General features: G+C 58.4%; 20 protein-coding genes. 8 read left to right on the top strand and 12 right to left on the bottom strand.

The annotated features are described in order from the left end of the window. The first annotated feature begins 1159 nt into the window (after nt 1-1159). Together ACVW0C_RS05355 and ACVW0C_RS05350 are read left to right on the top strand one after the other, a co-directional pair. Nucleotides 1160-2890, top strand: coding sequence for a diguanylate cyclase domain-containing protein (locus ACVW0C_RS05355; protein WP_457384563.1), 1731 nt, complete (start codon nt 1160-1162; stop codon nt 2888-2890). 36 nt (nt 2891-2926) lie between these two features. Then, nucleotides 2927-4651 carry an ABC transporter ATP-binding protein gene (locus ACVW0C_RS05350; protein ID WP_414374844.1) on the top strand — a complete coding sequence of 575 codons (1725 nt, stop codon included), beginning with the start codon at nt 2927-2929 and terminating at the stop codon, nt 4649-4651. Here ACVW0C_RS05350 and ACVW0C_RS05345 read toward each other — a convergent pair. From ACVW0C_RS05345 to ACVW0C_RS05335, 3 genes are all read right to left on the bottom strand, one after another. Continuing rightward, a complete protein-coding gene (locus ACVW0C_RS05345; RefSeq protein ID WP_457384562.1) occupies nt 4645-5583 on the bottom strand; it encodes a carbohydrate kinase family protein in 939 nt (312 codons plus the stop codon). The two genes, ACVW0C_RS05350 and ACVW0C_RS05345, sit on opposite strands and share 7 nt — an antisense overlap. Before the next feature lie 240 nt (nt 5584-5823). After that, on the bottom strand, nt 5824-6693 hold the full coding sequence (locus tag ACVW0C_RS05340; protein ID WP_011433741.1) for a M48 family metallopeptidase: 870 nt from the start codon (nt 6691-6693) through the stop codon (nt 5824-5826). A gap of 34 nt (nt 6694-6727) precedes the next feature. After that, nucleotides 6728-7396, bottom strand: a complete 669-nt coding sequence (locus tag ACVW0C_RS05335; protein ID WP_414332314.1) for a hypothetical protein — start codon at nt 7394-7396, stop codon at nt 6728-6730. 175 nt (nt 7397-7571) lie between these two features. On the opposite strand from ACVW0C_RS05335, the gene treY reads away from it, so the two are divergent. Next, nucleotides 7572-10373, top strand: coding sequence for a malto-oligosyltrehalose synthase (treY, locus tag ACVW0C_RS05330; RefSeq protein ID WP_457384561.1), 2802 nt, complete (start codon nt 7572-7574; stop codon nt 10371-10373). Between the two features lie 4 nt (nt 10374-10377). On the opposite strand, the gene tpiA is transcribed toward treY, so the two are convergent. Continuing rightward, on the bottom strand, nt 10378-11130 hold the full coding sequence (gene tpiA, locus ACVW0C_RS05325) for a triose-phosphate isomerase (protein WP_011433738.1): 753 nt from the start codon (nt 11128-11130) through the stop codon (nt 10378-10380). Nucleotide 11131: 1 nt separating this feature from the next. Between tpiA and ACVW0C_RS05320 the strand changes: the two genes are divergently transcribed. Further along, nucleotides 11132-11302: a hypothetical protein gene (locus ACVW0C_RS05320; RefSeq protein ID WP_457384560.1), complete on the top strand. Its 171-nt coding sequence runs from the start codon at nt 11132-11134 to the stop codon at nt 11300-11302. Between the two features lie 66 nt (nt 11303-11368). Here the strand turns inward: ACVW0C_RS05320 and ACVW0C_RS05315 are convergent, their stop codons facing one another. Continuing rightward, complete coding sequence (locus tag ACVW0C_RS05315; protein WP_011433736.1) at nt 11369-11779, bottom strand: FHA domain-containing protein; 411 nt, start codon at nt 11777-11779, stop codon at nt 11369-11371. Nucleotides 11780-12117: 338 nt separating this feature from the next. On the opposite strand from ACVW0C_RS05315, the gene ACVW0C_RS05310 reads away from it, so the two are divergent. The 4 genes from ACVW0C_RS05310 (at nt 12118) to ACVW0C_RS05295 (ending at nt 15325) form a co-directional block, all read left to right on the top strand. Beyond that, nucleotides 12118-12423 (top strand): rubredoxin, encoded by a 306-nt coding sequence (locus ACVW0C_RS05310; protein WP_457384587.1) that lies wholly within the window; start codon nt 12118-12120, stop codon nt 12421-12423. Between the two features lie 8 nt (nt 12424-12431). Continuing rightward, nucleotides 12432-13421 (top strand): photosynthesis system II assembly factor Ycf48, encoded by a 990-nt coding sequence (locus ACVW0C_RS05305; RefSeq protein ID WP_457384559.1) that lies wholly within the window; start codon nt 12432-12434, stop codon nt 13419-13421. Between the two features lie 41 nt (nt 13422-13462). Continuing rightward, nucleotides 13463-14566 carry an undecaprenyldiphospho-muramoylpentapeptide beta-N-acetylglucosaminyltransferase gene (gene murG, locus ACVW0C_RS05300; protein WP_457384558.1) on the top strand — a complete coding sequence of 368 codons (1104 nt, stop codon included), beginning with the start codon at nt 13463-13465 and terminating at the stop codon, nt 14564-14566. A 120-nt stretch (nt 14567-14686) separates the two neighbouring features. Beyond that, entirely contained in the window at nt 14687-15325 is a 639-nt protein-coding gene (locus tag ACVW0C_RS05295; protein WP_457384557.1) for an endonuclease III domain-containing protein, read from the top strand. Nucleotides 15326-15341: 16 nt separating this feature from the next. On the opposite strand, the gene ACVW0C_RS05290 is transcribed toward ACVW0C_RS05295, so the two are convergent. From ACVW0C_RS05290 to ACVW0C_RS05260, 7 genes are all read right to left on the bottom strand, one after another. Then, nucleotides 15342-17213, bottom strand: coding sequence for a chloride channel protein (locus ACVW0C_RS05290; RefSeq protein WP_457384556.1), 1872 nt, complete (start codon nt 17211-17213; stop codon nt 15342-15344). A gap of 7 nt (nt 17214-17220) precedes the next feature. Then, nucleotides 17221-18009, bottom strand: coding sequence for a type I methionyl aminopeptidase (map, locus tag ACVW0C_RS05285; protein ID WP_457384586.1), 789 nt, complete (start codon nt 18007-18009; stop codon nt 17221-17223). 195 nt (nt 18010-18204) lie between these two features. Next, nucleotides 18205-18792 (bottom strand): DUF2062 domain-containing protein, encoded by a 588-nt coding sequence (locus tag ACVW0C_RS05280; RefSeq protein WP_011433729.1) that lies wholly within the window; start codon nt 18790-18792, stop codon nt 18205-18207. A 139-nt stretch (nt 18793-18931) separates the two neighbouring features. Further along, nucleotides 18932-19093, bottom strand: a complete 162-nt coding sequence (locus ACVW0C_RS05275; RefSeq protein ID WP_414352050.1) for a hypothetical protein — start codon at nt 19091-19093, stop codon at nt 18932-18934. A gap of 246 nt (nt 19094-19339) precedes the next feature. After that, nucleotides 19340-20533, bottom strand: coding sequence for an RNA-guided endonuclease InsQ/TnpB family protein (locus ACVW0C_RS05270; protein ID WP_457384555.1), 1194 nt, complete (start codon nt 20531-20533; stop codon nt 19340-19342). Nucleotides 20534-20612: 79 nt separating this feature from the next. Further along, nucleotides 20613-21674, bottom strand: coding sequence for a DUF1611 domain-containing protein (locus ACVW0C_RS05265; RefSeq protein WP_414418184.1), 1062 nt, complete (start codon nt 21672-21674; stop codon nt 20613-20615). Then, nucleotides 21674-22726 (bottom strand): dipeptide epimerase, encoded by a 1053-nt coding sequence (locus ACVW0C_RS05260; RefSeq protein WP_457384554.1) that lies wholly within the window; start codon nt 22724-22726, stop codon nt 21674-21676. The genes ACVW0C_RS05265 and ACVW0C_RS05260 overlap by 1 nt, the downstream gene beginning before the upstream one ends. Nucleotides 22727-22787: the final 61 nt, after the last annotated feature.

The following is a 22787-nucleotide window of genomic DNA, read 5'->3' as shown; positions in this document are numbered from 1 at the left end:
CAAGCTTAATGCAAGTCTTTATCAAAGAGGATCCCTACTTTGCCGGCACGCTATTGAAAGCTAATCTCAATAGAGCTATGCTGTTACTCGGTTGAGTGGTGGAGTTGTATCCATCAGTCTTCCTCTCTTGCCTTGGATGCATCGGGGATCCCACGCCCGCGGAATTAGCCATCCTGGGTCTGGCAGGGATCCCTTTTCCAGGGCTAGCTGAGGTTCTTTCTAATGAGAGCGGTTCTAACTAATAGGAGCCTGGTTCCTTCCCAAGCGTGTCGATGTACGGGTAGAACAAGTTCGGGAGCCAGAAGCGGTTTAACCTTGAAAACGGCAGCGCAGGTCTCCTCACGCCGGCAGGACAGAGTTCTTGATTAACCTGCAAGAGTTGCTTCAAAGAATATCCCCTCCGGAGCACCCAAAAGCCCGTGCCAGCGCTGGGATCTTTTGTACTGAGTGATACAAACGCTTCTTCAGCAATCTGTAATTAATGAGCAGATATCTGTAGGGTGAATGCTTATAAGATGAATGTTTATAAAAGGTAGGGCGTACTGCAGAGCCGTCTCTTTCGACTCCTCCTTCCCGTTGTCCGAATCTACTGGGTACTTCTAGCCTATGGTTAAAAGGGGGACTGCTGGGCCAGACTAGGCTGGCAACGTTTATGATGCGCTGACGCGGGCCGATCTGTGGAATCCCCAGGTCATGTACCGTGGGCGCCCGGTACAGGCTCGGGGACGGGCTGTGCTGCGCACCATGTTCGAGAGCGTCAGCGATGGGTTGTTTGTCCTTGAGTGTCTGCCCCCGGAGCCAGAAAGAGGCTCACCTCAACCGCGCTGTCGGTTTTTGGTGGGTAACCCGGCTTTTTGCAGGATGTTTTTTCTCTCCTCTCGACCTATCGAGGGAGAAGAGCATGCCTCTAACCCCCAAAACCCTGAACTTTGCTGAATTTACTGAGCTTTAGGCGGTTTGGCAAAAGTCATTGAGAGGGATATAGTAGACCAAGTTTCCCCCTGATCCTTGAGTCCACCGCAACGGTTGCCGGGAAGTGAAGGGGGAAAGCGCTCGGGGGGTATTCCTCAGGGCTTTGCGGGATACCGCCTTCCTGCTCAGAGATAGGCAGGATGCGATCGCTTCTTTCCTGAACCATGTTCGGGAGAGTTCAGCGTGAATGTATCAGCTCCAGAGTTGTCTACCGCCTTCTCTGGCTGCGCAGATTCAACTGCACACCGAACACTGCCTCAGCCATGGCCGGCAAGTGAGCTTTGAGCTGAGCCTAACGGCCTCTGCCGCTCCCGACCCAGAGTCGACCCATGTTCTAATCGTTACCCTTTCTCCAGTAGTTGAGGAGAACAAGCCAATCAGCCGAATTGTCGGCTCCTGTCAGGACATCACAGCACGCAAGCAAGTGGAGTGGCAGCTACAGCGCAGCCAAAAGCAACTGTTGGAGCACAACCGGGCTCTGATGGAGCTCACCCGGCACAAAGCCCTCAGCCAAGGAGACTTACAAGCTGCTCTGCAACAGATTTGTACTACAGCCGCCCATACCCTGGGGGTGGCACGGGTGGGGGTCTGGCTCTACACGTCGGAGCGCTCCAGCATTCGCTGCATCAATCAATTCGAGATCACCCCAGACAACCCCGAGGGATCCCATACTCAAGGGGCGGAGATTTGGGCCAAAGACTATCCCCGTTATTTTCAAGCCCTGGAGCAAGAGCGCACCATTGCCGCCGACCAAGTGGTGGCGGATCCCCGCACCGCCGAGTTCGGCAATTCCTACCTGACAGCAATGGGAGTGGTCTCGATGCTGGATGCCCCCATTCGACTGGAAGGACGGATGGTGGGTGTTCTCTGCCACGAGCACATTGGCTCCCCTCGCCACTGGACCTTAGAAGAGCAAAACTTCGCCGGATCCCTGGCGGATTTGGTGTCTCTGGCCCTCGAGATCTCGGAGCGCCGGCAAGTGGAAGAGGAGCTGCGCCAGGCTGAGGAGCGCTATCGCAATTTTTTCGAGAATGCGGTAGAGGGCATTTTTTTCACCGATGCGGCAGGTCGGTATCTCTCCGCCAACCCGATGCTGGCCCAGATCTGCGGCTACAGCTCCCCCGAAGAATTGATGCGCGAAGCGAAAGAGGCGGGCAAGCGGCAGCTCTATGTGGATCCCAGCCAGTGGGAAGAATTTGTGCGGCTATTGCAGGAACAGGGATCCGTGCGCGGTTTTGAGTATCGGCTGCGGCGGCGGGATGGCTCGATCATCTGGGTCCGAGAAAAAGCCCGTTTGGTTAAAGATAAAGCCGGAAACATCCTCGGCTATGAAGGCATCTGCGAAGACATCACCGCCCAAAAGCAGAGCTTAGCCTACATGGAGTTTCGCGCTCATCATGATGCCCTGACAGGTTTGGTGAACCGCGAAGGCTTTCGAGAGCGGCTGCAGCAGGCCCTGCAGCAATACTACAGTGAATCACTGGCCCTCTTCTTTGTGGATTTGGATCACTTCAAAGACATTAACGATACCTTCGGCCACGGTGTCGGCGATGCCCTGTTGCAGGGGGTAGCCGAACGGCTAACCAAGTGCGTTCGCCCTGGAGATATCGTCGCCCGCTGGGGAGGGGATGAGTTTACCCTGCTGCTGCCCCGAATTGGCAGCCCCACAGTGGCAGCGCGTCTGGCTCAGCGGATTGTCGATGCCTTTCAAACTCCCTTCTCCTGCGAGGGCCATTCCCTTTCCGTGACCTGCAGCATTGGCGTCGCCCTCTACCCCCAAGACGGAGTGGAGGCATCTACCCTTTTGCACCATGCCGACTTGGCCCTCTACCAGGTCAAAGAAAAGGGTCGCAGCGGCTTTCAGCTCTACCGGCCAGTTTCAGGGATCCCGGCAGCAGTCCGCAACGCTATCCTGTAAGCTGGTTGGGTCAGAGGCCCTTCTGGTTTGTGATTTGTGCATCCAGGTCGCAGCTATCGCCGTCTCATTCCCTTCATTCGGCCCCATCTGTGGATGTTGTTGCTGGGGCTGACCTGCACCCTTGGCTTTGTGCTAACCATGCCCGCCCTCGCCTACTTGATCGAGTGGGTGGCCCGCTCCATTGGTGCCGGGGATCTGGGGCAATTGCGGATGCTGGCCTTGATTGGGGTGGTGTTTTTCTTGGTGCGCGGCGCTTTCCAATATGGCCAAGACACCCTGATGGCGAGGGCCTCCTTGCAAATGGTTTTGGAATTGCGCCAACAGATTTATGCCCACCTGCAGGCACTGGATGTGGACTATTTTTCCGGCAGCCGCACTGGCGATCTGGTCTATCGCCTCACGGGGGATCTGGATCGGGTGGGAGAGGTGGTGCAGCGGTTTTTCCATCGCTTCATCCCCAGCGTGCTCACCATCTTGGCGGTGGTGGCCTACCTGTTCTATCTCAACGGCATTCTCACCTTGACCACCTTGCTGATAGCCCCCCTGATGGGAGCCTTGATCAGTTGGTTTGGGGATCGCCTTTTGTTTCGCTCCCGCCTCAACCAAGAGAAGATGTCGGATTTGGCCGCCCTCTTGACTGAAGTGTTTGCTGGCATCAGCCTCACTCGCGCCTTTGCGGCTGAGGACTACGAAATTCGCCGCTTCAGTGCCATTGCCGAAAGCAACCGCCTGGCCCGGTTTCAGACCGAACAGATGAGAGCCATTCAAGACCCGGTGGTGGGTTTTCTGTACGCCATGAGCGTGTTGGGGGTGTTTTGGGTGGGCGGCTGGCAAATTAGCCAGGGCAACCTGACCGGCAGCCAGTTTCTCGGCTTTATCGCCGGTGTTGCCATGTTGATCGACCCTATTGTTCACATCACCAACAACTACAGCGAGCTGAAACAGGGTGAGGCTTCGGTGGAGCGGATTTTCGAGCTGCTAAACACCCGCTCCCAAATCCGGGAGCTGCCCGGGGCCCGCCCCATGCCTCCCATTCAGGGTTGGGTGGAGTTCGACCAAGTTTCCTTTGCCTACAAACCGGATCAGCCGGTGCTCAAACAGATCAGCTTTCAGGTGTCTCCCGGCGAGATCGTGGCCTTGGTGGGATCCTCCGGCGCCGGCAAATCCACCCTGGTGAGCCTGATTCCCCGCTTTTACGATCCCCAGCAGGGCTGCATCCGCATCGACGGCATCGACATCCGCACCGTCACCCTCAAGAGCCTGCGCCGGCAGATCGGCATTGTGCCGCAGGAGATCACCCTGTTTTCGGGAACCATTGCCAGCAACATCGCCTACGGACAAGAGCATTTTGACCTGGAAGCGGTACGCCAGGCGGCCCAGGTGGCCAACATCGACACCTTTATCGAGAGCTTGCCCGATGGCTACGCCACCCGCGTGGGAGAACGGGGGGTCACCCTCTCCGGTGGACAACGGCAACGGCTGGCCATTGCCCGCGCCGTGCTCCTCAACCCCAAGATCTTGATCCTGGACGAGGCCACCTCGGCTTTGGACAACGAGTCGGAAGCGTTGGTGCAGGAAGCGCTGCAACGGCTGATGCAACGCTGTACCGTTTTTGTGATTGCCCACCGCCTCTCGACGGTACGCACTGCCCACCGCATTTTCGTCTTGGAGCAGGGGCAATTGCTGGAGCAGGGAAATCACCGAGAATTGCTGGGCAAAGGGGGTCGCTACGCCCAGTTTCACCTGCGCCAGTTTCATTGAACCCTTGGCCTCTGGATCTCCTGGATCTCCCATGCCTGCCAGAAGGGCCGGTAAAACTCCGGATCCGCAGGCGCTCCCCCCGGGATCCCGCAGATGGCCGCCGCAAATTGCACGGCCCGTTGCACCAGAATCGCCTCCGGCCATCCCCGCAATAGTCCCAGGATGGCTACGGCGCTAAACGCATCTCCCGCCCCCACCGTATCCACCATCTGAGGCGCAGGAACCGGGTCGGCCCGATAGACCTGAGCAGGGGTGATCAGCAGCGCGCCTGCCGCCCCCAGAGTCAAAAATAGACCTTTCAGGTTCAGGTGGGCCTGTAGGATCTGCCCTTGCTCCAGCACGTCTCCGGCAGGGATCCCTTCCAGTTGGGCCACTTGCTCCAGCTCTGTCTGGTTCAGCTTCAGCCAATCACAGGTGCGCAGCATCTCCTGGATGGCGTCTGGATGCCACCAGGGATCCCGCAGGTTGAGATCCAGAAACACGGGACAGCCCAAAGCGGGGATCCCCTCTTGAAAGTGGCGATGGGCTGCCTCCCGGCGGGCTGCCAAGCTGCCCCGGTAGAGCAGGCTGGGCTGGAGAGCTTGCAGAGCCCCGATATCCAACTGGATGTAGTCGTAGGCTTGGTCGGGCAAGATGGCGAAGGTGGGGATCCCTTGCTCATCCAGGGTTACTTGAACCTTGCCGGTGGGGTGAACAGAATCCTGCTGCAGACCCTCCAGGCGCAGCCCCTGCCGTCGCAAGGCCCCCAGCAGCTCTCTGGCGGCCTCGTCTTGGCCAACACGACTGAGCAAGAGGGGATCGGATCCCAGCCCCTTGAGGTTCCAAGCCACATTCAAAGCCGCCCCACCCAGCACAACCTCGGTGGGGAAGCAGTCGAAAAGCACCTCCCCCAAGATGAGCGGCAAACCCAGGGGCACATGAGAGGGATCCATCTTGAGCACTCAGCTAGAAATCGCAGGAGCCCCGTGCTGTACCGGTAGGATCAGTGTCGAGAGGAAAGTCCGCCTCCATGGTTATAATTGTACTGCGGACACCAGAAACGGTTGTTTAAGGCACTGGTAACGGTCGATTGGGGGTGCTGTAAACCACCCCAGAGGCTCGTGGTTGGCTTGCCAACTGCAGGGCTACTAAAAGCCCGCTCTGTACTGCTTTAGCGGTCGGAGTCGGGTAGTTTACGAAGCAGCCGTTGACGTCCGCGGTGCGGAGCCCAATCCCTGGAGCTCCAGGATCTGCTGATAGGTGTTGCTGCGGAACCAACGCTCGATTTCTCTGGCCCGCAGCACCGGCAGCGGATGGGTGCGCCCCACCGTTTGCATCTGCTTCAGCTCCATCTGCCACAGATCCCCGTCCAGCTCGTCGTAAGTACGGGCCTGCTCCAAAAAGGCGTCCACGTTCAGCTTGGAGGCCAATTGCGGGGATCCCCCACACAATTTCATCAACACCGAGATCACCGTCTTGGCATCTTGGGCTACCAACAGCGCCGCCCGGTCACAGGTAAACTCGGCACACCGCAGCCAGTGCATCAGTTGATCCTGCAACGCCTGATAAAACAACCCCCCGAAGGGGAGCAAGCTGGTGGAGAGCATGAGAATGTTGGCCATCGTCAAGTAGACCCCGTGATTGCACTTCAAGTGGCCCAACTCATGAGCGATCACGGCCTGAATTTCCGGCGGCTCCAACAGATCCAGCAGAGAGCTGTGCAAGACAATGAAGGGCTTTTTCCCCTGCATGGCAAAGGTGTAAGCATTGGGCGTGGGGTTCTGCCGCACGTAGAGCTGGGGCACCTCCAGATCCAAGATGCGACAGGCCTGCACCAAAAGCTGATGAATTTCCGGCAACTGATGCTCGTTAATTTGGATACTAGAAGCAATGTTGTCCAGATAAAATATCTGTCCTGCCGTTGAGCCAAGCCAATTTTGAATCAGCAGGCCCAGCCCCGGCACTTGCTGCAGAGAGCGGGTGGCTTGCAGATCCACGGGATGACGAAATTGGTCGGCCCGCAGGCCCAACAGAATGCGAGGTTCTCGTTGAATGGACGACATAGACAATAGACAACAGAGGGAGAAAGGACTTCGGTTACAACTCGTAGGGCACAAACTGGCGGTGGCGATTCAACAAAAATAGCCGCTCCGGCGGCGGATCCGGCAGGGTCGGCTTGTCAGTAAAATCAAACGGGTTTTCTCCAGAGGGGATCTCCCAATAGACCACATGATCTTGAATGCGAGTGCCATCGGTAACAAAGCGCCCAGTATCGGCGGCAGCACGCTCAGCGCGGCGATAGAGTCGCCCTTGCCAGGTCAAGTGCGGGGGCAGCCCCAATCCCAAAAACAGTTGCTGCCGACTGGATTCCTGGTTGAACACCGTTTGCAGGCGATCCGCCCAGATCCTTGCCAGATCTGCCGGTTGGGGAGCAGCATGAGCCTCTGCATCGGCTGGAGTTACCTCCAACAGCAGTTGCTGGTTCAAAAGAATCCGAGCGGCTTGAGCTGGGGGATCCCCGCTGCCGGTCGTCGAGGGATTGGGACTGGGGATATCCAGACTGACCTGCACCTGAGGGCTGCTGGCCTGTAGCAAAATCTCTTCCAACCGTTGCTTCAGCAGACGGAGGCGAGCGGGGGCATCGGGGGTGCGCAGGGTCAAAACCAGCTCACTCCCCACCCGAAACTCGCTTTCTGCCCAGGTTGCCTCACTCCGCCAACTCCCCATCAGCCCACCCACGAGCAGGATCCCTGCCCACCTCGCCATCCTTGCCGGCCCCCTTACCGGGGGTGAAGCGCTCCTCTGTGGCCTTGACAAGTTCACTAACCTCGCCTCTCCCCTGCAGGACTCCTTGATCTTAGCCGCTACCCTAGATACATCTGTTCTCTTGACCCTATGCCGTTGGCAAGCTCGGCTTCTTTGTCATTGTTCTAAGGTCATCATGCGGATCCCGACTTCCACCTATCGCATTCAGTTTCATGCTGGGTTTGACTTCGACGCAGCACGACAGATTGTTCCCTACCTGAAGTTGCTGGGCATCAGTGACTTGTATGCCTCTCCCATCTTCCAAGCCCGCAAAGGCAGCACCCACGGCTACGACGTGGTGGATCCCAGGCAAATTAATCAGGAATTGGGGGGAAGCGAAAAGTTTGAGCTCTTGTGGGAAGCCCTCAATCAGCAGGGAATAGGCTGGATCCAGGACATTGTGCCCAATCACATGGCCTACGATGGCCAAAACCAGATGCTTATGGACGTTCTGGAGAGTGGCCCCAACTCAGATTTTGTTGACTACTTTGATGTGAATTGGAATCACTCTTACCTGGGGATCAAAGGCAGAATCTTAGCCCCTTTCTTGGGAGATTTCTACGACAAATGTTTGGAGTCGGGTCAAATCCAGCTTCGTTATGATGCCGATGGCCTAAGTATTAACTACTACAACTTGAGGTTCCCCCTCAATATTGACACCTATGCCGATGTTTTTACCTACAACCTGAGCAAACTGCGGCGAAAATTGGGGCGGAGCCACCCCGACTACGTCAAGTTGCTCGGGATCCTCTTCAGCCTGAAATTCATTCCCAGCAAGGAAGATCTCCTAGAGCGCACCGATCAAATTAGCTTTGCCAAGCATTCTTTGTGGGAACTCTACACGTCTAGCCAACCTATCCAGAGCTTTTTTGACGAGAACATTGCCATCTTTAACGGCAAGCCAGGGGATCCGTCAAGCTTTGACCTGCTGGATAGTCTTCTGGCGCGGCAAAATTTTCGCCTTTCCTTCTGGAAGGTGGGTGCTGAGGAGATCAATTATCGTCGTTTCTTTACCATTAACGAGCTGATCTCACTGCGGGTAGAAGATCGCGAAGTGTTTCGCAAAACCCATCAGCTTATCTTTAAGCTTGCAGAACAGGGACGATTTAATGGTTTGCGCATCGATCATATCGATGGGTTGTTCAATCCCGAAGAGTATCTCCATCGCCTGCGGGAACGCTGCCCAAATCTCTACATCGTAGTAGAAAAAATACTAGAGGCTAATGAAAGTCTGCCCCAAAGCTGGCCGGTTCAGGGCACAACGGGCTATGATTTTTTAGCTAAGCTCAACGGCATCTTTTGTCAAGAAGAAAATGCAGAGGCTTTTGACTCTCTCTATCAAAATTTCACAAATCTACGGCATTCCCCAGAGCAGGTTATCGAAGATAAAAAACGCCTGATCATCGAGCGCAACCTGTCAGGAGATATGGATAACCTTGCTTTTTTGCTCAAACAGATCACCAGCCACCATCGCTATGCCAATGACTTTACCCTCTACAGTTTACGTCGAGCTTTGGTAGAAGTTTTGGTGTGCTTTCCGGTCTACCGCGTCTATATCCACGAAGGGATCCTCAGTCCAGAAGGTCAACAGGTAATTTGTCAAGCCGTGGAGAAGGCCAAGGAGAACCTGCCCGTTTTGGTGAATGAGCTGAATTTTATTCAGCGCTTTCTCTGCCTGGAGTCTCTGGAAAATTTATCAGACCAGGAGAAAAATGAGCAGATCCATTTTGCCATGCGCTTGCAGCAGTTGGCTGGCCCTCTCATGGCCAAAGGGGTAGAAGATACTGCTTTTTATGTGTACAACCGCCTTTTATCTCTCAATGAAGTTGGCGGGGATCCCTGTCGCTTTGGCCTTTCGGTGCAAGAGTTTCACCGCTTTAATCAAGAGCGGGCAGCTCGGTGGCCTCTGTCCATGAATGCTTCTGCTACCCACGACACCAAGCGTGGCGAAGATGTGCGGGCCCGGCTGAATGTGCTTTCTGAAATCCCCGCCGAGTGGGAAAAGCACATCAACCTTTGGCATGAGCTGAACCTCGGCTACAAAGTCCGCAGCAAACAAGCTAAGCGCTCGGAACTGCCGGATCGCAATGACGAGTATTTGCTCTACCAGACATTGCTCGGCTCTTATCCCTTCCAACCGGAAGAGGTACCCCAGTTCGTACAGCGGGTCAAAGATTATGCCATCAAAGCAGTGCGGGAAGCTAAGGTCCACACCGCTTGGCTTCGCCCCGATACCGAGTACGAAGAAGCCACTACCGCCTTTATCGAACGGATCCTTCAAGGCCCTAACCCCTTTTTGGAGTCCTTTTTGCCTTTCCAACGGAAAGTTGCCCACTTTGGCATTTTTAATTCTCTCTCGCAGACGCTGATCAAGCTCACCAGCCCTGGGATCCCGGATATTTACCAAGGCACGGAACTGTGGGATTTGAGCATGGTGGATCCCGACAATCGTCGGCCTGTGGATTTTTCCCGTCGCCTCGCCTATCTAGAAGAAATTCAACGGCGGGTTAAACAGGATCCTCTCCAACTCATTGCGGATTTGCTACTACACCGCAGCGACGGACGCATTAAGCTGTTTCTGATTCATCATGTGCTCAAGGCCCGCCAGGAACAGCCCCAATTGTTTCTCGAGGGCAGCTACATTCCTCTGCAAATCAGCGGATCCCATGCTGACCATGTTGTGGCTTTTGCCCGTCAGCACGGCAAGCAGGTATTGCTCACGGCGGTGCCGCGTTTCCTGACAAAGTTGATCGACGAAACCCAAGATCCTCTGGGAGAATCCGTTTGGGCAGATACCGAAATTCATCTGCCGCGTTGGAAGCGGCTGGACTGGGTGAACGGGCTAACCCAGGAAAGGATCCCTGCCGGCGAAACCTTGCCGGTGGGCGTTGTCTTGAAATCCTTCCCGGTGGCCCTGTTGTGGGGACAATCCCGCTAGTGGCCTAGGCGGGGGCTAGGGCCTGAAAGTTGACGATGCGGGCAAACTCTTGGGGGTCTAGGCTGGCCCCTCCCACCAACACGCCGTCGATCTCAGGCTGGGCCATCAGCTCATCGATGTTGCCGGCCTTCACCGAGCCGCCATACAAAATGGGCAGTTGGGCATTGCCCAGGTGTTGCCGGATCAAGCCGATGACCCGGTTGGCCTCTTGAGCTGCACAAGTCTGGCCGGTGCCGATGGCCCAAATTGGCTCATAGGCAATCACCAAGTTCTCCAGATCGATCCCTTGCAAGGCGCGATCCAACTGCCCCACAATCCAAGACTCGGTCAAGCCTTGCTCCCGCTGCTGCTGGCTTTCTCCCACACAAAGGATGGGGGTAAGGCCGTGCCGCTGGGCGGCTGCCAGACGCCGATTGACGGTTTCGTCCGTCTCGCCGAAGTACTGCCGCCGTTCGCTGTGGCCGACGATGACATAGCGCACCCCCAATTCCGCCAGCATGGGGCCGGAAATTTCCCCGGTAAAGGCCCCCTGATCCTCCCAATGCAGATTTTGTGCCCCCACGGCTATGTCGGATCCGCGGCTTTGCTCTGCCACCACCGCCAGGTCTGTAAAGGGCACACATAGGATGATCTGCCGCTGGGATGCTGACCCTGACGGCGATGACCGTAAAGCCAGGCCCAACTCTCGCAGAAACTCGCGAGCCTCAGCCTGAGTCTTGTGCATTTTCCAGTTGCCGGCAATGAGGATGGGGCGCAAGATGGATCCTCCCTTAGAGACAACAGAAGGAAGGGATCCCGCAAGCAGAAAGCCCAAGGAATATGTGGAAGAACAGCAGGGATCCCAGCTTTCGTTTTTTTGTATGACACAGTTTACCAGCAAGCGATCCCGAAAATACGGCGACGGGATCCCTTCTCCGAGCGCCGGTTAACCCCTCAACCCACGTGGGGACAGGGGGATCCCCCACAGGCCAAAACTCAACAGGGAAAGCAGCCTCTCAGAGCTCAACGATCTGGGTGTTTTCAAAGGTAGCCAGAATTTCATCCAGATCTTTGTTCTGCAGCGAGTAGGTAGCGGTGGCATCGTTGCCAAACTGAATTTCGTCCCCGTCCTCCAGATCCCGAAATTCCACCCGTTGCCCGCCCACGTAAAGGCCGTTGGTGCTGGGGGTGCCCTGAATGTCTCCGTCAATGATTTGGTAGGTAAACCCATCGGGAGAAGAGGGAGACTCTGTCTTAACCAAAATGGCGTGGTAGCGAGAGGCGTACTGGGAGTCGATGCGAATGCTGTTGCGTGGATCCCGGCCTAAGGAGTAGAGCTCAGCCGTCAACCAGTAGGCTTTTGGCCCATGACGATCCTTGACGATGAGCACGTGATTGAGGGCTGGTCGGCGAGGGGGCGTGGTCATGAAAGGCACCCGCTTGCACAACACTGAGGGCAGGATAGCCAAAACATAACATAGGATCCCCCTGGTGGATCCCTGTGTCCACCAGATCAGCCTCTCCAAGAGCAGCGGAATCTGCCCATCACTCTGAGCTGGCGCGGGATCCCCCTGAGCAACAAGAAAGGGTCTGAGTAGATTTTTGTAACAATTCCTCTCATAATAGGATCGACGATGCGGATGGCTCCCTGACCATGAATGGCTCGCAACCGGATCCCGGTGTTCAACCCCGTTCTCCCAAGACACCGAGGCTCATTGAGTTGCCAGAAGATGAAACCGATGCGCAGCTCAGCGATCCCCTGCGGATGCAGCGCTACGAATGTCGTTCTTGTGGCTATGTTTACGAACCGGCCAAGGGGGATCAGCTTAATCGGATCCCGGCGGGCGTGCCGTTTGAGGAATTGCCAGCCGATTGGAAATGTCCGGTGTGCCGAGCCGACAAGCGCTTGTTCCAAGCAGTGGGTGCCAAGGGCAAGCCTTCCGGTTTTCAAGAGAACTTGCGCTACGGCCTGGGGGTGAACGTGATGACCCCTGCTCAAAAGAACCTGCTGATCTTTTTGGGATTGGCGCTGGGATTTTTATTTTTGATGAGTTTCTATTTCGTCGAGTGAGGGTCAAGATGTTCAAACCCCTGAGGCTGGTGCTGCTGATTGCTGTCTCGGTGCTGCTAATGGCGGCGCGGATGCCCAACATGCGGGTGGTGCCCTGGCAGCAGGTGGAAGTGCCCACCCAGAACATTCTGCTGGACATTGCCTTCACCGGCACCACCCCTTCCCATGGCTGGTTGGTGGGAGACAAGGCGACGCTGCTGGAATCCCGCGATGGGGGTCTGCACTGGCAGGTGCGGGAGCTGCCGGGTCTGGAGCCGGAAGCCTACCTGGCCTCCATTAGCTTTGCTGGGGCAGAAGGCTGGGTGGCCGGGCAGCCGAAGATCCTCCTCCACACCCTAAACGAGGGATCCGACTGGACTTCCATTCGCCTTAACAACCAACTGCCAGGGGAGCCGCTCTTGATCCAGGCTCTGGGCCCTGGCGCCGCCGAAATGGTGACCAATGTGGGGGCCATCTACCGCACCGAAGATGGCGGTCAGACCTGGCATGCCCAAGTGGATGAGCCGATTGGGGCCATCAAAAACATTGCCCGCGGCCCTGAAGGCGAATATCTGGCGGTGTCGTCGCGGGGCAGCTTCTACTTTCTGTACACCCCAGAAAGCCGCGCCTGGAAGCCCTATCCGCGAGAAAGCTCCCGCCGCATTCAAAACATGGGCTTTGGCCCCCACGGCAGCGCTTGGAAATTGAACCAAGGGGCGGAGATCGCCTTTACCGATGACTTCACCTCCGGCCAGTGGTCGTCACCGCTGCGTCCAGGGCGGGCCCTCAGCTTTGGCTACCTCAATGCCGCCTACCAGAACGACCACGACCTGTGGGTGGTGGGGGGTGGCGCTACCCTGATCCACAGCCCTGACGGTGGCAAAACCTGGGAGCAGGCCAAGAAACTCAGCAACATCCCCGCCAACTTCTACAGTATTGAGTTTTTTGGCCCCGAGCAAGGGTTTATTCTGGGGCAACGGGGCACCCTCTTGCGCTATGTCAGCTCCAACAACTCCTGAAGATCTAGATCAGATCTTAGGGATCCCTAATCGGCACACGGGTGGATATACGCGCCAAGGATCCAGCTTCACGCCCTCGGCTGCTGGTTGCTGCCAGCGGCACTGGTGGCCACATTTTTCCGGCCTTGGCCGTTGCCGAGCAGTTGCCCGACTGGCAGATTGAATGGCTGGGGGTGCCGGATCGCATGGAAGGGAAGCTGGTGCGGGAGCGGTATCCCTTGCACCGGGTCGTCATGTCGGGCTGGCAGGGATCCCCTCTCCACAGGCTGCAGGCCTTGGCCCAACTGGCCCGTGCGACCCTACAAGTGCGCCGACTCCTTATGTCGGGACGGTTTGATATTGTCCTGACCACCGGTGGGTACATTGCCGCTCCGGCCATTTTGGCCGCCCGCTCGCTGGGGGTACCGGTGTTGCTGCACGAGTCCAATCGGATCCCGGGCAAAGTGACCCGTTGGCTGGGGAGATTTTGTCAGGTGGTGGCGCTGGGCATGGCGGAGACGGCAGAGCATTTGCCAGGGGTGGCCGCCCAAGTGGTGGGCACGCCAGTGCGGGCCGAGTTCTACACGCCCCAGCCTTTCCCTGCCGACCTCCCCATTCCCGACGGGGATCCCCTCATTGTGGTCATGGGGGGTAGCCAGGGGGCGCGGGGCCTCAACCGCATGGTGGCCGCCTGTGCCCCAGCTTGGTTGGAGGCGGGGGCCTGGATTGTGCATTTGACCGGCGGCAGCGAAGCTCAAGATCCGGAAGCCAGGATCCCCAGCCATCCCCGCTACCGGCCCTTTCCTTTCCGTCGAGATGTAGCTGCCTTGTTGCAGCGGGCCAACTTTGCCATTAGCCGCGCCGGAGCCATGAGCCTGGCGGAGTTGCTGACCACCGCCACCCCGGCCATTTTGATCCCCTATCCCTTTGCTGCTGAGGATCATCAGTATCAGAATGCTCTGGCCTTTGTGGGGCGCGGTGGGGGGGTGGTCATGCGAGAATCCGAAGAGAATCTGGACTTGCTGCGGCAAACGGTGTTGACCTGGTTGGCCCAGCCGCAGGTGGTTGCCCAAATGGCCGCTCGCTTGCAGGCCACAGCTCCTCCCAATGCCAGCAAGGTTCTTGCCCGCCTGTTGCAGGAAATCCGCCAGAGTTCTGCCCGTTAAGCCGTGGTACAGCCAAGATTGGACAGCCTTTCCCACTGCCCGCCTGCGCCCGCTCAAGCAGCGGAGCCCCCTGCCCTGCTGGCGGAACTCCCGCCCGCCGACAGGATGGAATCGCTGTTGATGCGGCTAGAACAGTGCTTCGGGATCCCCCAGCGGGCTCCCAATGGCCTTTCCCCTCACCCGGATCTCCTGGACGAGTTGGTGGGCACGATCCTTTCCCAGAACACCACTGACACCAACAGCAGCCGTGCCTTCCGCGCCCTCAAAGCCGCCTTTCCCTCTTGGGAAGCGGTCTTGGCTGCCGATCCGGCAGATCTGGCCCAGGTGATCCGCTCCGGCGGCTTGGCCCACCTTAAAGCAGCCCGCATTCAGGAGATCTTGGCCGCCATTCAAGAACGACAGGGATCCCTGAGCCTCGACTTTCTGCGCGACCTGGACGACGCCGGCGCCCTCGACTTTCTGCTCTCGTTAAAAGGGGTAGGGCTGAAGACCGCCACCTGTGTGTTGTTGTTCGGGCTGGGTCGGGATCTCTGCCCGGTGGATACCCATGTGCATCGAGTGGCCAACCGTCTGGGCTTGGTGCGGGCCAAACATCCCGACGACACTTTTGCTCAGCTTTCCCCTCAGATCCCTAGAGGCAAAGCCTATTCCCTGCACGTCAACTTTGTCCGGCTGGGCAAGCGCATTTGCAAGGCCCGCATGCCCGAATGTGGCCGCTGCCCGCTGCGTCCCACCTGCCCTTCTGGGCGGCAGCGTTGATCCCGACAGCAGGGCTCTATTCTGCGGGCGCAGTAGAAGCATCTGGGATCCCCTCTTGTCCGTTCCTGCCGGCGTCTCTCTCTGCTGGGGGAACTTCCAACTCCAGGGCTTGCCGCACCGATTGAATCTCTTGGGAGAGCAGCACCCGCTCTCGATCCAACAGGCCGACGATCTGCTCCGGGTCTTCCCGCGAGACCACCGGCAATTGGCGCAAATCGTATTCGTACATCGGCTCGGCTGCCACTGCTACCGCCTCATCGGGGAAGGTGGTGAGAACCGGAGATTGGCTGACCTCCTGTACGGTTAGCTCCGCCAACTCCGCCGCCTCCTTATGGGCCAAGGCCCGCTCCAGATCTTCCAGGGTGAGAATGCCCCGCAGCCGCTCCTGTCCGTCCACCACCAACGCGCTATGGCACTTCTGCTGCAGCAAACTCTCCAGAGCTTCTCGCAGCGGTGTGTCTTGCCGAAGCAAAAGAGATGGGGGCACCATCACCTCTTGCACCGTCAGCTCTCTAGGCTCCTGCCCAAGGACTCCGTCAAGCGTTGCGTGGCGATAGCGACGGGCGGAAGGGTAGATGGCCGGCGAATGCAACTGCTCCGTCAGCCAGATGCTCAAACCCACTGCCGCCATCACCGGCAGCGCAATGTGATAGTCCCGCGTCATCTCAAACAGCAGCAAGATGGCCGTTAGTGGAGCCCGCACGCTGGCCGCCAACACCGCCGCCATGCCCACCATGGCGTAGGCAGCAGGGGGAGACAAGGCAATCAAGGGCAAAGCTTGAGATAGCACCTGACCGTAGCCTGCCCCCAGCACTGCCCCCATGAACAAAGCCGGGGCAAAGGTTCCCCCCACAAAGCCGCTGCCCAGGCTCAAAGCGCTCAGCAACAGCTTGCCCAATAGGAGCAGGCCCAGATGGCCAAGAGAAAAGGGAACGGCCTGCAGAATCGACTCAATGGTTTCATAGCCCACCCCCAACGCCAATGGGATCCCCAAGCCCGCGCAGCCCAGGATCCCGCCCCCCAAAATGGGCTTGCTCCAAGCCGGCCAAGCCGCCAGGGGGCCACTGTTGAACAGGTGCTTGCCCCACTCCAGGGTGTAGCTGAAGGCCATAGAAACCAGGCTGGCCAAAAAGCCCAAGCCGAGATACAGAGGTACCTCCAGCAAGCTGTGGAGCTCGTAGTCCGGCAAGACAAAAGCCGGCTGGGTGATGGTGGGCAAAAGAAAAGCGGGTTGTGCCCCCAACCCCACCTGGGCGATCAAGGCGGAGACCACCGCCGCCAACACCACCACACTGACGGCAGAAGTGGTGAAGGTGCGGGCCAAAGCCAGCTCCAGCGCCAAAAACACCCCGGCAATGGGCGCGTTAAACCCTGCCGCCAGGCCAGCCGCTGCTCCGGCAGCCATCAACAGTTGCACCCGCTCCCGCGAGAGGCGTAGGTTTTGCCCCAGCAGGGATCCCAGCAAAGCGCCACTTTCCACACTAGGGGCCTCAGGGCCAAGGGAAGCTCCCGCGCCCAACGAGATGGCAGCCGCCAAGAGCTTGAGCGGGATCCACCAGGGCTGAAGTGCCAAAGGACGAGCAGGACTCACCAAGCTGGAGAGGCTCAAGTTGGGAAAGGGCACAACTGCCCCCAAAGCGCCGATCAGCAGGCCCCCCAACACCGGCGCCAAAGCCAGCGGCCAGGATCCCAGCAGCCACAGGCCATAGTGTTCTGCAGCCCTGCCGAGGCCATCCACGAGGGTGTCCTGCAGCAGATAGCGCCACCAGCCAATCAAGTAGCGAAATCCAACCACCAACAGCCCCGTGCCCAACCCCACTGCCGCCGCCAGCAGCAGCAGCAGGTTCTCGGAGGAGAGGCGCAGGCGGAGAGCGGGGGCGCTGTTCATGATCGGCTCAGGGGCTTTGGGAAGGCAGGGTCAAGATCTCTACACCGGTTTCGGTAACGGCGACCGTATGTTCAAATTGGGCCGAGAGCTTGCCATCCAAAGTGACCGCCGTCCACCCGTCGGAGAGCACCTTCACCTCCCAGGTGCCCTCGTTGATCATCGGCTCGATGGTGAACACCATGCCGGGGCGGAGTTTCTCCCCTTTTCCCCGTTCGCCGTAGTGGGGGATCTGGGGAGCAGTGTGGAATTGCCGTCCCACCCCATGCCCGACAAAATCGCGCACCACGCTGTAGCCCTGGGCCTCGGCATATTCTTGGATGGCAGCGCCAATGTCGCCGACTCTCCCCCCCGGCTTGACGGCAGCAATGCCCCGCCGCAGACATTCTTCGGTCACCTCCACCAAGCGCCGCGCCCGCTCAGAAGGCTGTCCGACAAAGAAGGTTTTGGACGTATCGCCGTGGTAGCCATCCAAAACCGGGGTGACATCGATGTTGATGATGTCGCCTTCTCGCAGGATCTGCTTGGGGCTGGGAATGCCGTGGCAGACCACGTGGTTGACGCTGGTGCAGATGGACTTGGGAAAGCCATGGTAGCCCAAAGGGGCGCTTCTGGCCCCATGCGCCCGCGTCCATCGCTCGGCCTCGTCGTTGAGCTCTTGGGTGGTGACCCCTGGCTGCACCATCGGCTCCAAGTGCTTGAGCAGATCTGCCGCCAGGCGACAAGCCCGCCGCATTTTCTCCAGTTCCCGCGAAGAGAGCAACACAATGGGCTGAGGGGCTTGCGTGAGCTGGTTCATACCCGTCTGCAAAGCGGATCCCAACTGCTCCCCCCATCGCTGGGAGCGACGGCTGAGGTCTGTCAACAACGCTCGCATGTCTTCCATCATGAGACCTTATCTGTGAAAAGCTCTGTGAAAACGGATGGATCTCTGCACCTGCAGACTGTCCAGGATTGGGTTCTCAGTTGGGATTCTGAATCGCCTTGCGCCCATTCACAGACCCCTGCCGGCCATTTTCTGCCGCCGACGAATCCGCTGCACCAACCACAGCCCCAGAAAATAGCTGACGAGGGATCCCCAAAAACCGACAAACGCACAGCCGACAAACAGCGTGCCCGACATCTCCAAGCCCCACTGCATCCAGTTTTGCCAGGTGGCCGCCACCAGCTCTGTGGTGGGAAGGACAGTTCGGGATCCCAGCAGCCATTCCCCCACCTGGTAGTTAAACGCATAGATGGGCACATAGGTGAAGGGATTACTCACCCAGGTCCCTGCCGCCGCCGCCAGCTTGTTGCCCCGAAACGGAACAGCCAACACCAGAGCGGCCAACGTTTGAAAGCCGAAGATGGGGAAACAGCCGGCAAAAACCCCTACCGCCAAGCCACGGGCAATTTCTTTTGGCGACGATTGCAGCCGCAACAGGCGCAGATAAAGATAGCGCAGCCAACGCTTCCAGGAAGGATCCCGGCGGGCTAGGGTCGGCCCTGGTTGAGATCCAGAGTAGGATCTGGAATAAAGCTTAAGGGATCCCGGCGAAGGCCAGGAGAAAGAGGGCAGCCTCAACCAAAAGAGGGGGCTCATGGTGGCAAGGGGGCAACTGAGAGAAGGTGTTAAGTCCTGTAAATCCAGTGTATCTTTCCTGCCCTTGGCGACAAAGGGCTATCGGCAAATCTGGGCCGGCAGCAACGGGGTGACGCCGGGGGATCGGCTTACGGAGTGGTCACCTGAGCTTGTCCACCAAGGCCAGCACGAAGTTAAGACCCAAGTAGGAAACCAGCACCACCAAGAATAGGAACAGGGCAATGTTCAGCCCGGATCGCAGGGCAGAGGGCAGGGATCCCGATTTCATTTTGGGATCAGGCTTTTCGGGGGGAGTTGTCATCTGGAGTTCTGGGGAAGACTGTGAATCTAGGATCCCATCTTGGCTGTGCAGGTGTACCCATCGGCTTGCTGGGAGATTTGCGCAGACCTCACCGGGATGAACACCCTCTACGAAACCATTTATACCTCTGGACACAGGAGCAAGCCCAGCTCTTGGCCCCCGGCCAATGGGAGCGACTTGGATCGAGAATACCTGGCTGAGGAGATCGCATCTCAGAGAAGACAACGGCACCGGGAACCATGTAAACTACCCGACCCTGACTGCTTCGCAGTACAGGGCGGGCTTTCGGTAGCCCTGCAGTTGGCAAGCCAACCACGAACCTCTAGGCTGGTTTACGACAGCCCCCAAAAGCGCAATCACATTCGCACCATTCAAATCCGCATCCCCTTCCCATCCACAGTGTCCACACTTAAACTGCTTCCCACTGCGGTAGGATTGCTCAGGGTCGGGATGAATGTGCAAACACCGGTGGCAGGTCTGCGACGTGTAGGCAGGCGGCACAAGAATCAGAGCAACCCCCGCACGCAGAGCCTTGTACTCCAGAAACTGACGTAGTTGGTAGAACGCCCAACTGTTGGTCCTACGCCGCTCGGCTTTGCTGCGTGGCTGTTGATTGACCCTTTCCCGAATCCCTGTCAAGTCTTCCAGAGCAATAGCGCTGTTGGTAGCTTTTGCCCTAGAGACAATAGCTTTGGAGATGCGATGATTGACCCACGCCTGAAAGCGCCTCTCCTTGCCAGACAGCCGTTGCAACAGTTCTCTGCATCTGCGCCGCGAACTGCGGGTGCCCTTACTGGCTTTGCGTTGGAGTGCCGCCCTCAGCTTGGAGTAGTGGTCTCGGACTCTGTTCAACTGCTGTCCATTCCAATTGTCCCCGTCTGACGTATGGGCGATATCCGTCCTGCCCAAGTCCACCCCGATTACCCTGTCGGTATCTTGTTGCTTGGGCGGGTTTTTCTCTACGCAAATCTGGATGTAGTAGGAGCCGTCCTTCCGCTGGACTAGGGTGGCCGATTTGGGGTTAGAACCAGCCAGCATCCCACGCTGGTAGTTGCCAATGGCTAGTTCAAAGCGCTCTCGACCCCCAACCGTGGTCAGCGACACCGTCCAGTCTTTCTCGCGAAACGAAAAGATACGGGCATCGTAGGTCGCAAAGCCTCTCTTGAACGCTTTGACCGGACGGTTTTTCTGTCGGGCAACTTTACGGGCACCGGCCAGCCGTCTGCAGACCTGCTGAGTCAAGTTACTGGACAAGCCAAACCGAGCGCGAATCTGGTAATAGCAAAGGGACTGGAGTTTGACTGCGTTGACTACTTTTTCTGGTGTGTTTTGGTTGACCCAGTTCAACGCCTGCACAAAGGCATCCGTTGTCGCATCCAACTTTGCGGCTTGCGACTGAGACACCTTGAGCTTGCAGGAGACGGTCAGGACTTGGGTCATGGTTCTATCATAACTTCCGCATTCCTCCCGACACTGACCCTACGGGTACAGTGCGGGGCTCCTGCGATTTCTAGCTGAGTTATCCTGCCGCCAGAATTGCCTCCAACAAGGGATCCGCCCCAAAACGCACCACATCCGTACAGGGCCGTCCGGTCTCGGCTTCCACCCGGCGGATCTGCTCTAGGGCCGCTTCTTCCTCCCAGCCGAAGGTATTGAGGGCAACCCCCACCACGGGCGCGGGGGCAAAGGCCCCGGCAGCTGCCGCCACCTGTTCATACAGCTCAATCACCTTGGGTAAGGGCGGGATGGGCACGTAGTCTATCCCCTTGATGTGGGTTTGGCCGGCGCGGTGTACCAGGATGAGGTGGGTGGGCTGGGATCCACGCAACAGAGGCAAGGTGGCCGTAGAGGCGGGGTTGAGCAGGGATCCCTGGCCTTCCAGATGCAGAATGTCGTGGTCAGAGCCATAGCGCATGATCAGTTGCTCCACCGCCCCACTGGCATAGTCCACCCGCACCGCATCCAAAGGGATCCCCTCGCCGCCGATCAGGATCCCAGTTTGCCCGGTGGCCAAAAAGCGGGAGCGCAGGCCCCGTCTCAGGCTGGCCCGGTGCAGCTCCAAGCTGGTGGACATTTTGCCCACGCTCATGTCGGTGCCCACCGTCAACACCCGTTTACAGGGCAAGGTGCGGGCCAGGGCTTTCCCCACCGACAGGTTGGGGGGCTCGCGGCGAATATCCCAGATCCAGGCCCCCGGCTGCAACCACTGCCGAAACTGGGGATCCTCGGCCAAAGGCGTGTGCAGCCCATTCACCAGAGACAGGCCAGCTCGCAGGGCCAGGCCCAACTCCTCCCGCCAGGCTGGCGGCAACTGCCCCCCTGAAGGGGCGATCCCAATCACCAGAACTTCAGGCCGGTAGGCCAGCGCCTCCTCCACCGAGGCCACGATGGGGATGTCTTTGGCTATTCCGGTCAGATGGGCCAGGGATCCCCCCGCCTGCTCCCGGTCGATCACCGCCACCACCGGGAAGGAGCCGTAGCGCAGCAGCCCCAGCCCCGTTTTCCCATGCTCCCCCAGCAATCCCCCGTGGAGCAGGATGGCCACGCGACTTTCGCTGGACAGGGATTCCGGCCTTCCCATTATTCCTCCCGCAGCTCTACCCCCAAACCCGGTCGGTCGGTGGGGAGCAGGCAGCCGTCCTGCAGGATGGCCCCGGCAAAGGGATCGTCGATGAGGTTGAGGTGGCTATCCAAGTCCAGGTAATCCACCAGGGGAGCCAAGTGGGCCGCCGCCGTATTCCCCAGAGCTGTGTTGCTGTAGCAGCCCAACATCACCTGTAGGCCGTGGGCTTTGGCGGTGTGGATCATGCGCCAGGCTTCGCTGAGGCCTCCGCACTTCATCAGCTTAATGTTGATCCCGTGGACGCGATCCACCAGAGGGGGGATATCGCGGCTGTCCATACAGCTCTCATCCACAAAAATGGGCAGCTTCGACTCGTGCCAGAGGGTGATCAGCTTCGCTTCCTGCCCCCTCTCCAAAGGCTGCTCCAGGTAGCTCACCCCTTGCCCCGCCAGCCAGTTGCTCATGCTCAGGGTTTGCTCCACCGTCCAAGCGCCGTTGGCATCCACTGTAATCAGGGATCCCAGCGGGATCACCTCTTGTACAGCAATCAGCATGTTCTGATCCGCCATCAGTCCTGAGCCGCTGCCCAGCTTGATCTTAAAGGCCCGCGCTTGGGTCTGTTCCATCCAGGCCAAGGCGCGCTGGCGGGCCGCCTGCGGGGTGGAGATGCCGATCGTCATCGTCGTGGGCGGAATGCGGGAGCGATCCAGCCCCCACAACTGCCACAGGGGCCTCCCCAGCCGTTTGCCCATCCAATCGTGCAGGGCCATATCCACCGCTGCCCGCGCTGCCGAAGGGATCCCGGCCCGCAGCAGTTCTGCCTCGATTGGCTGTCGCTCCCAGGGGGAATGGCGGCGCAGGATCCCTTTGGCCACCTCCAGACCCATCAGGATGTCGTCCAGAGACTGCTGGCAATCGTCGCTCACCGAAAAGGGGCAGGCCTCCCCCCACCCTTCAATTCCCTCCTCCTCAATCCGCACCCAAGCCAGGGTTGTCTCGCTGTGGGTACCCCGGCTGATGGTCAAGGCGTAGCGCTTGTGAACGGTGAAGGGTTCGACGTAGAGCTGCATGGGCATTTCCACAGGGGGAAGCTTGGAGGGGCAATTGGGCCTAGGCCGTCCATTTGAGCTT

It is taken from the genome of Thermostichus sp. OS-CIW-26 (assembly GCF_054058395.1).
The sequence above is the reverse complement of the archived record's forward strand: the minus strand, read 5'-3'. Positions and strand labels throughout refer to the sequence as shown.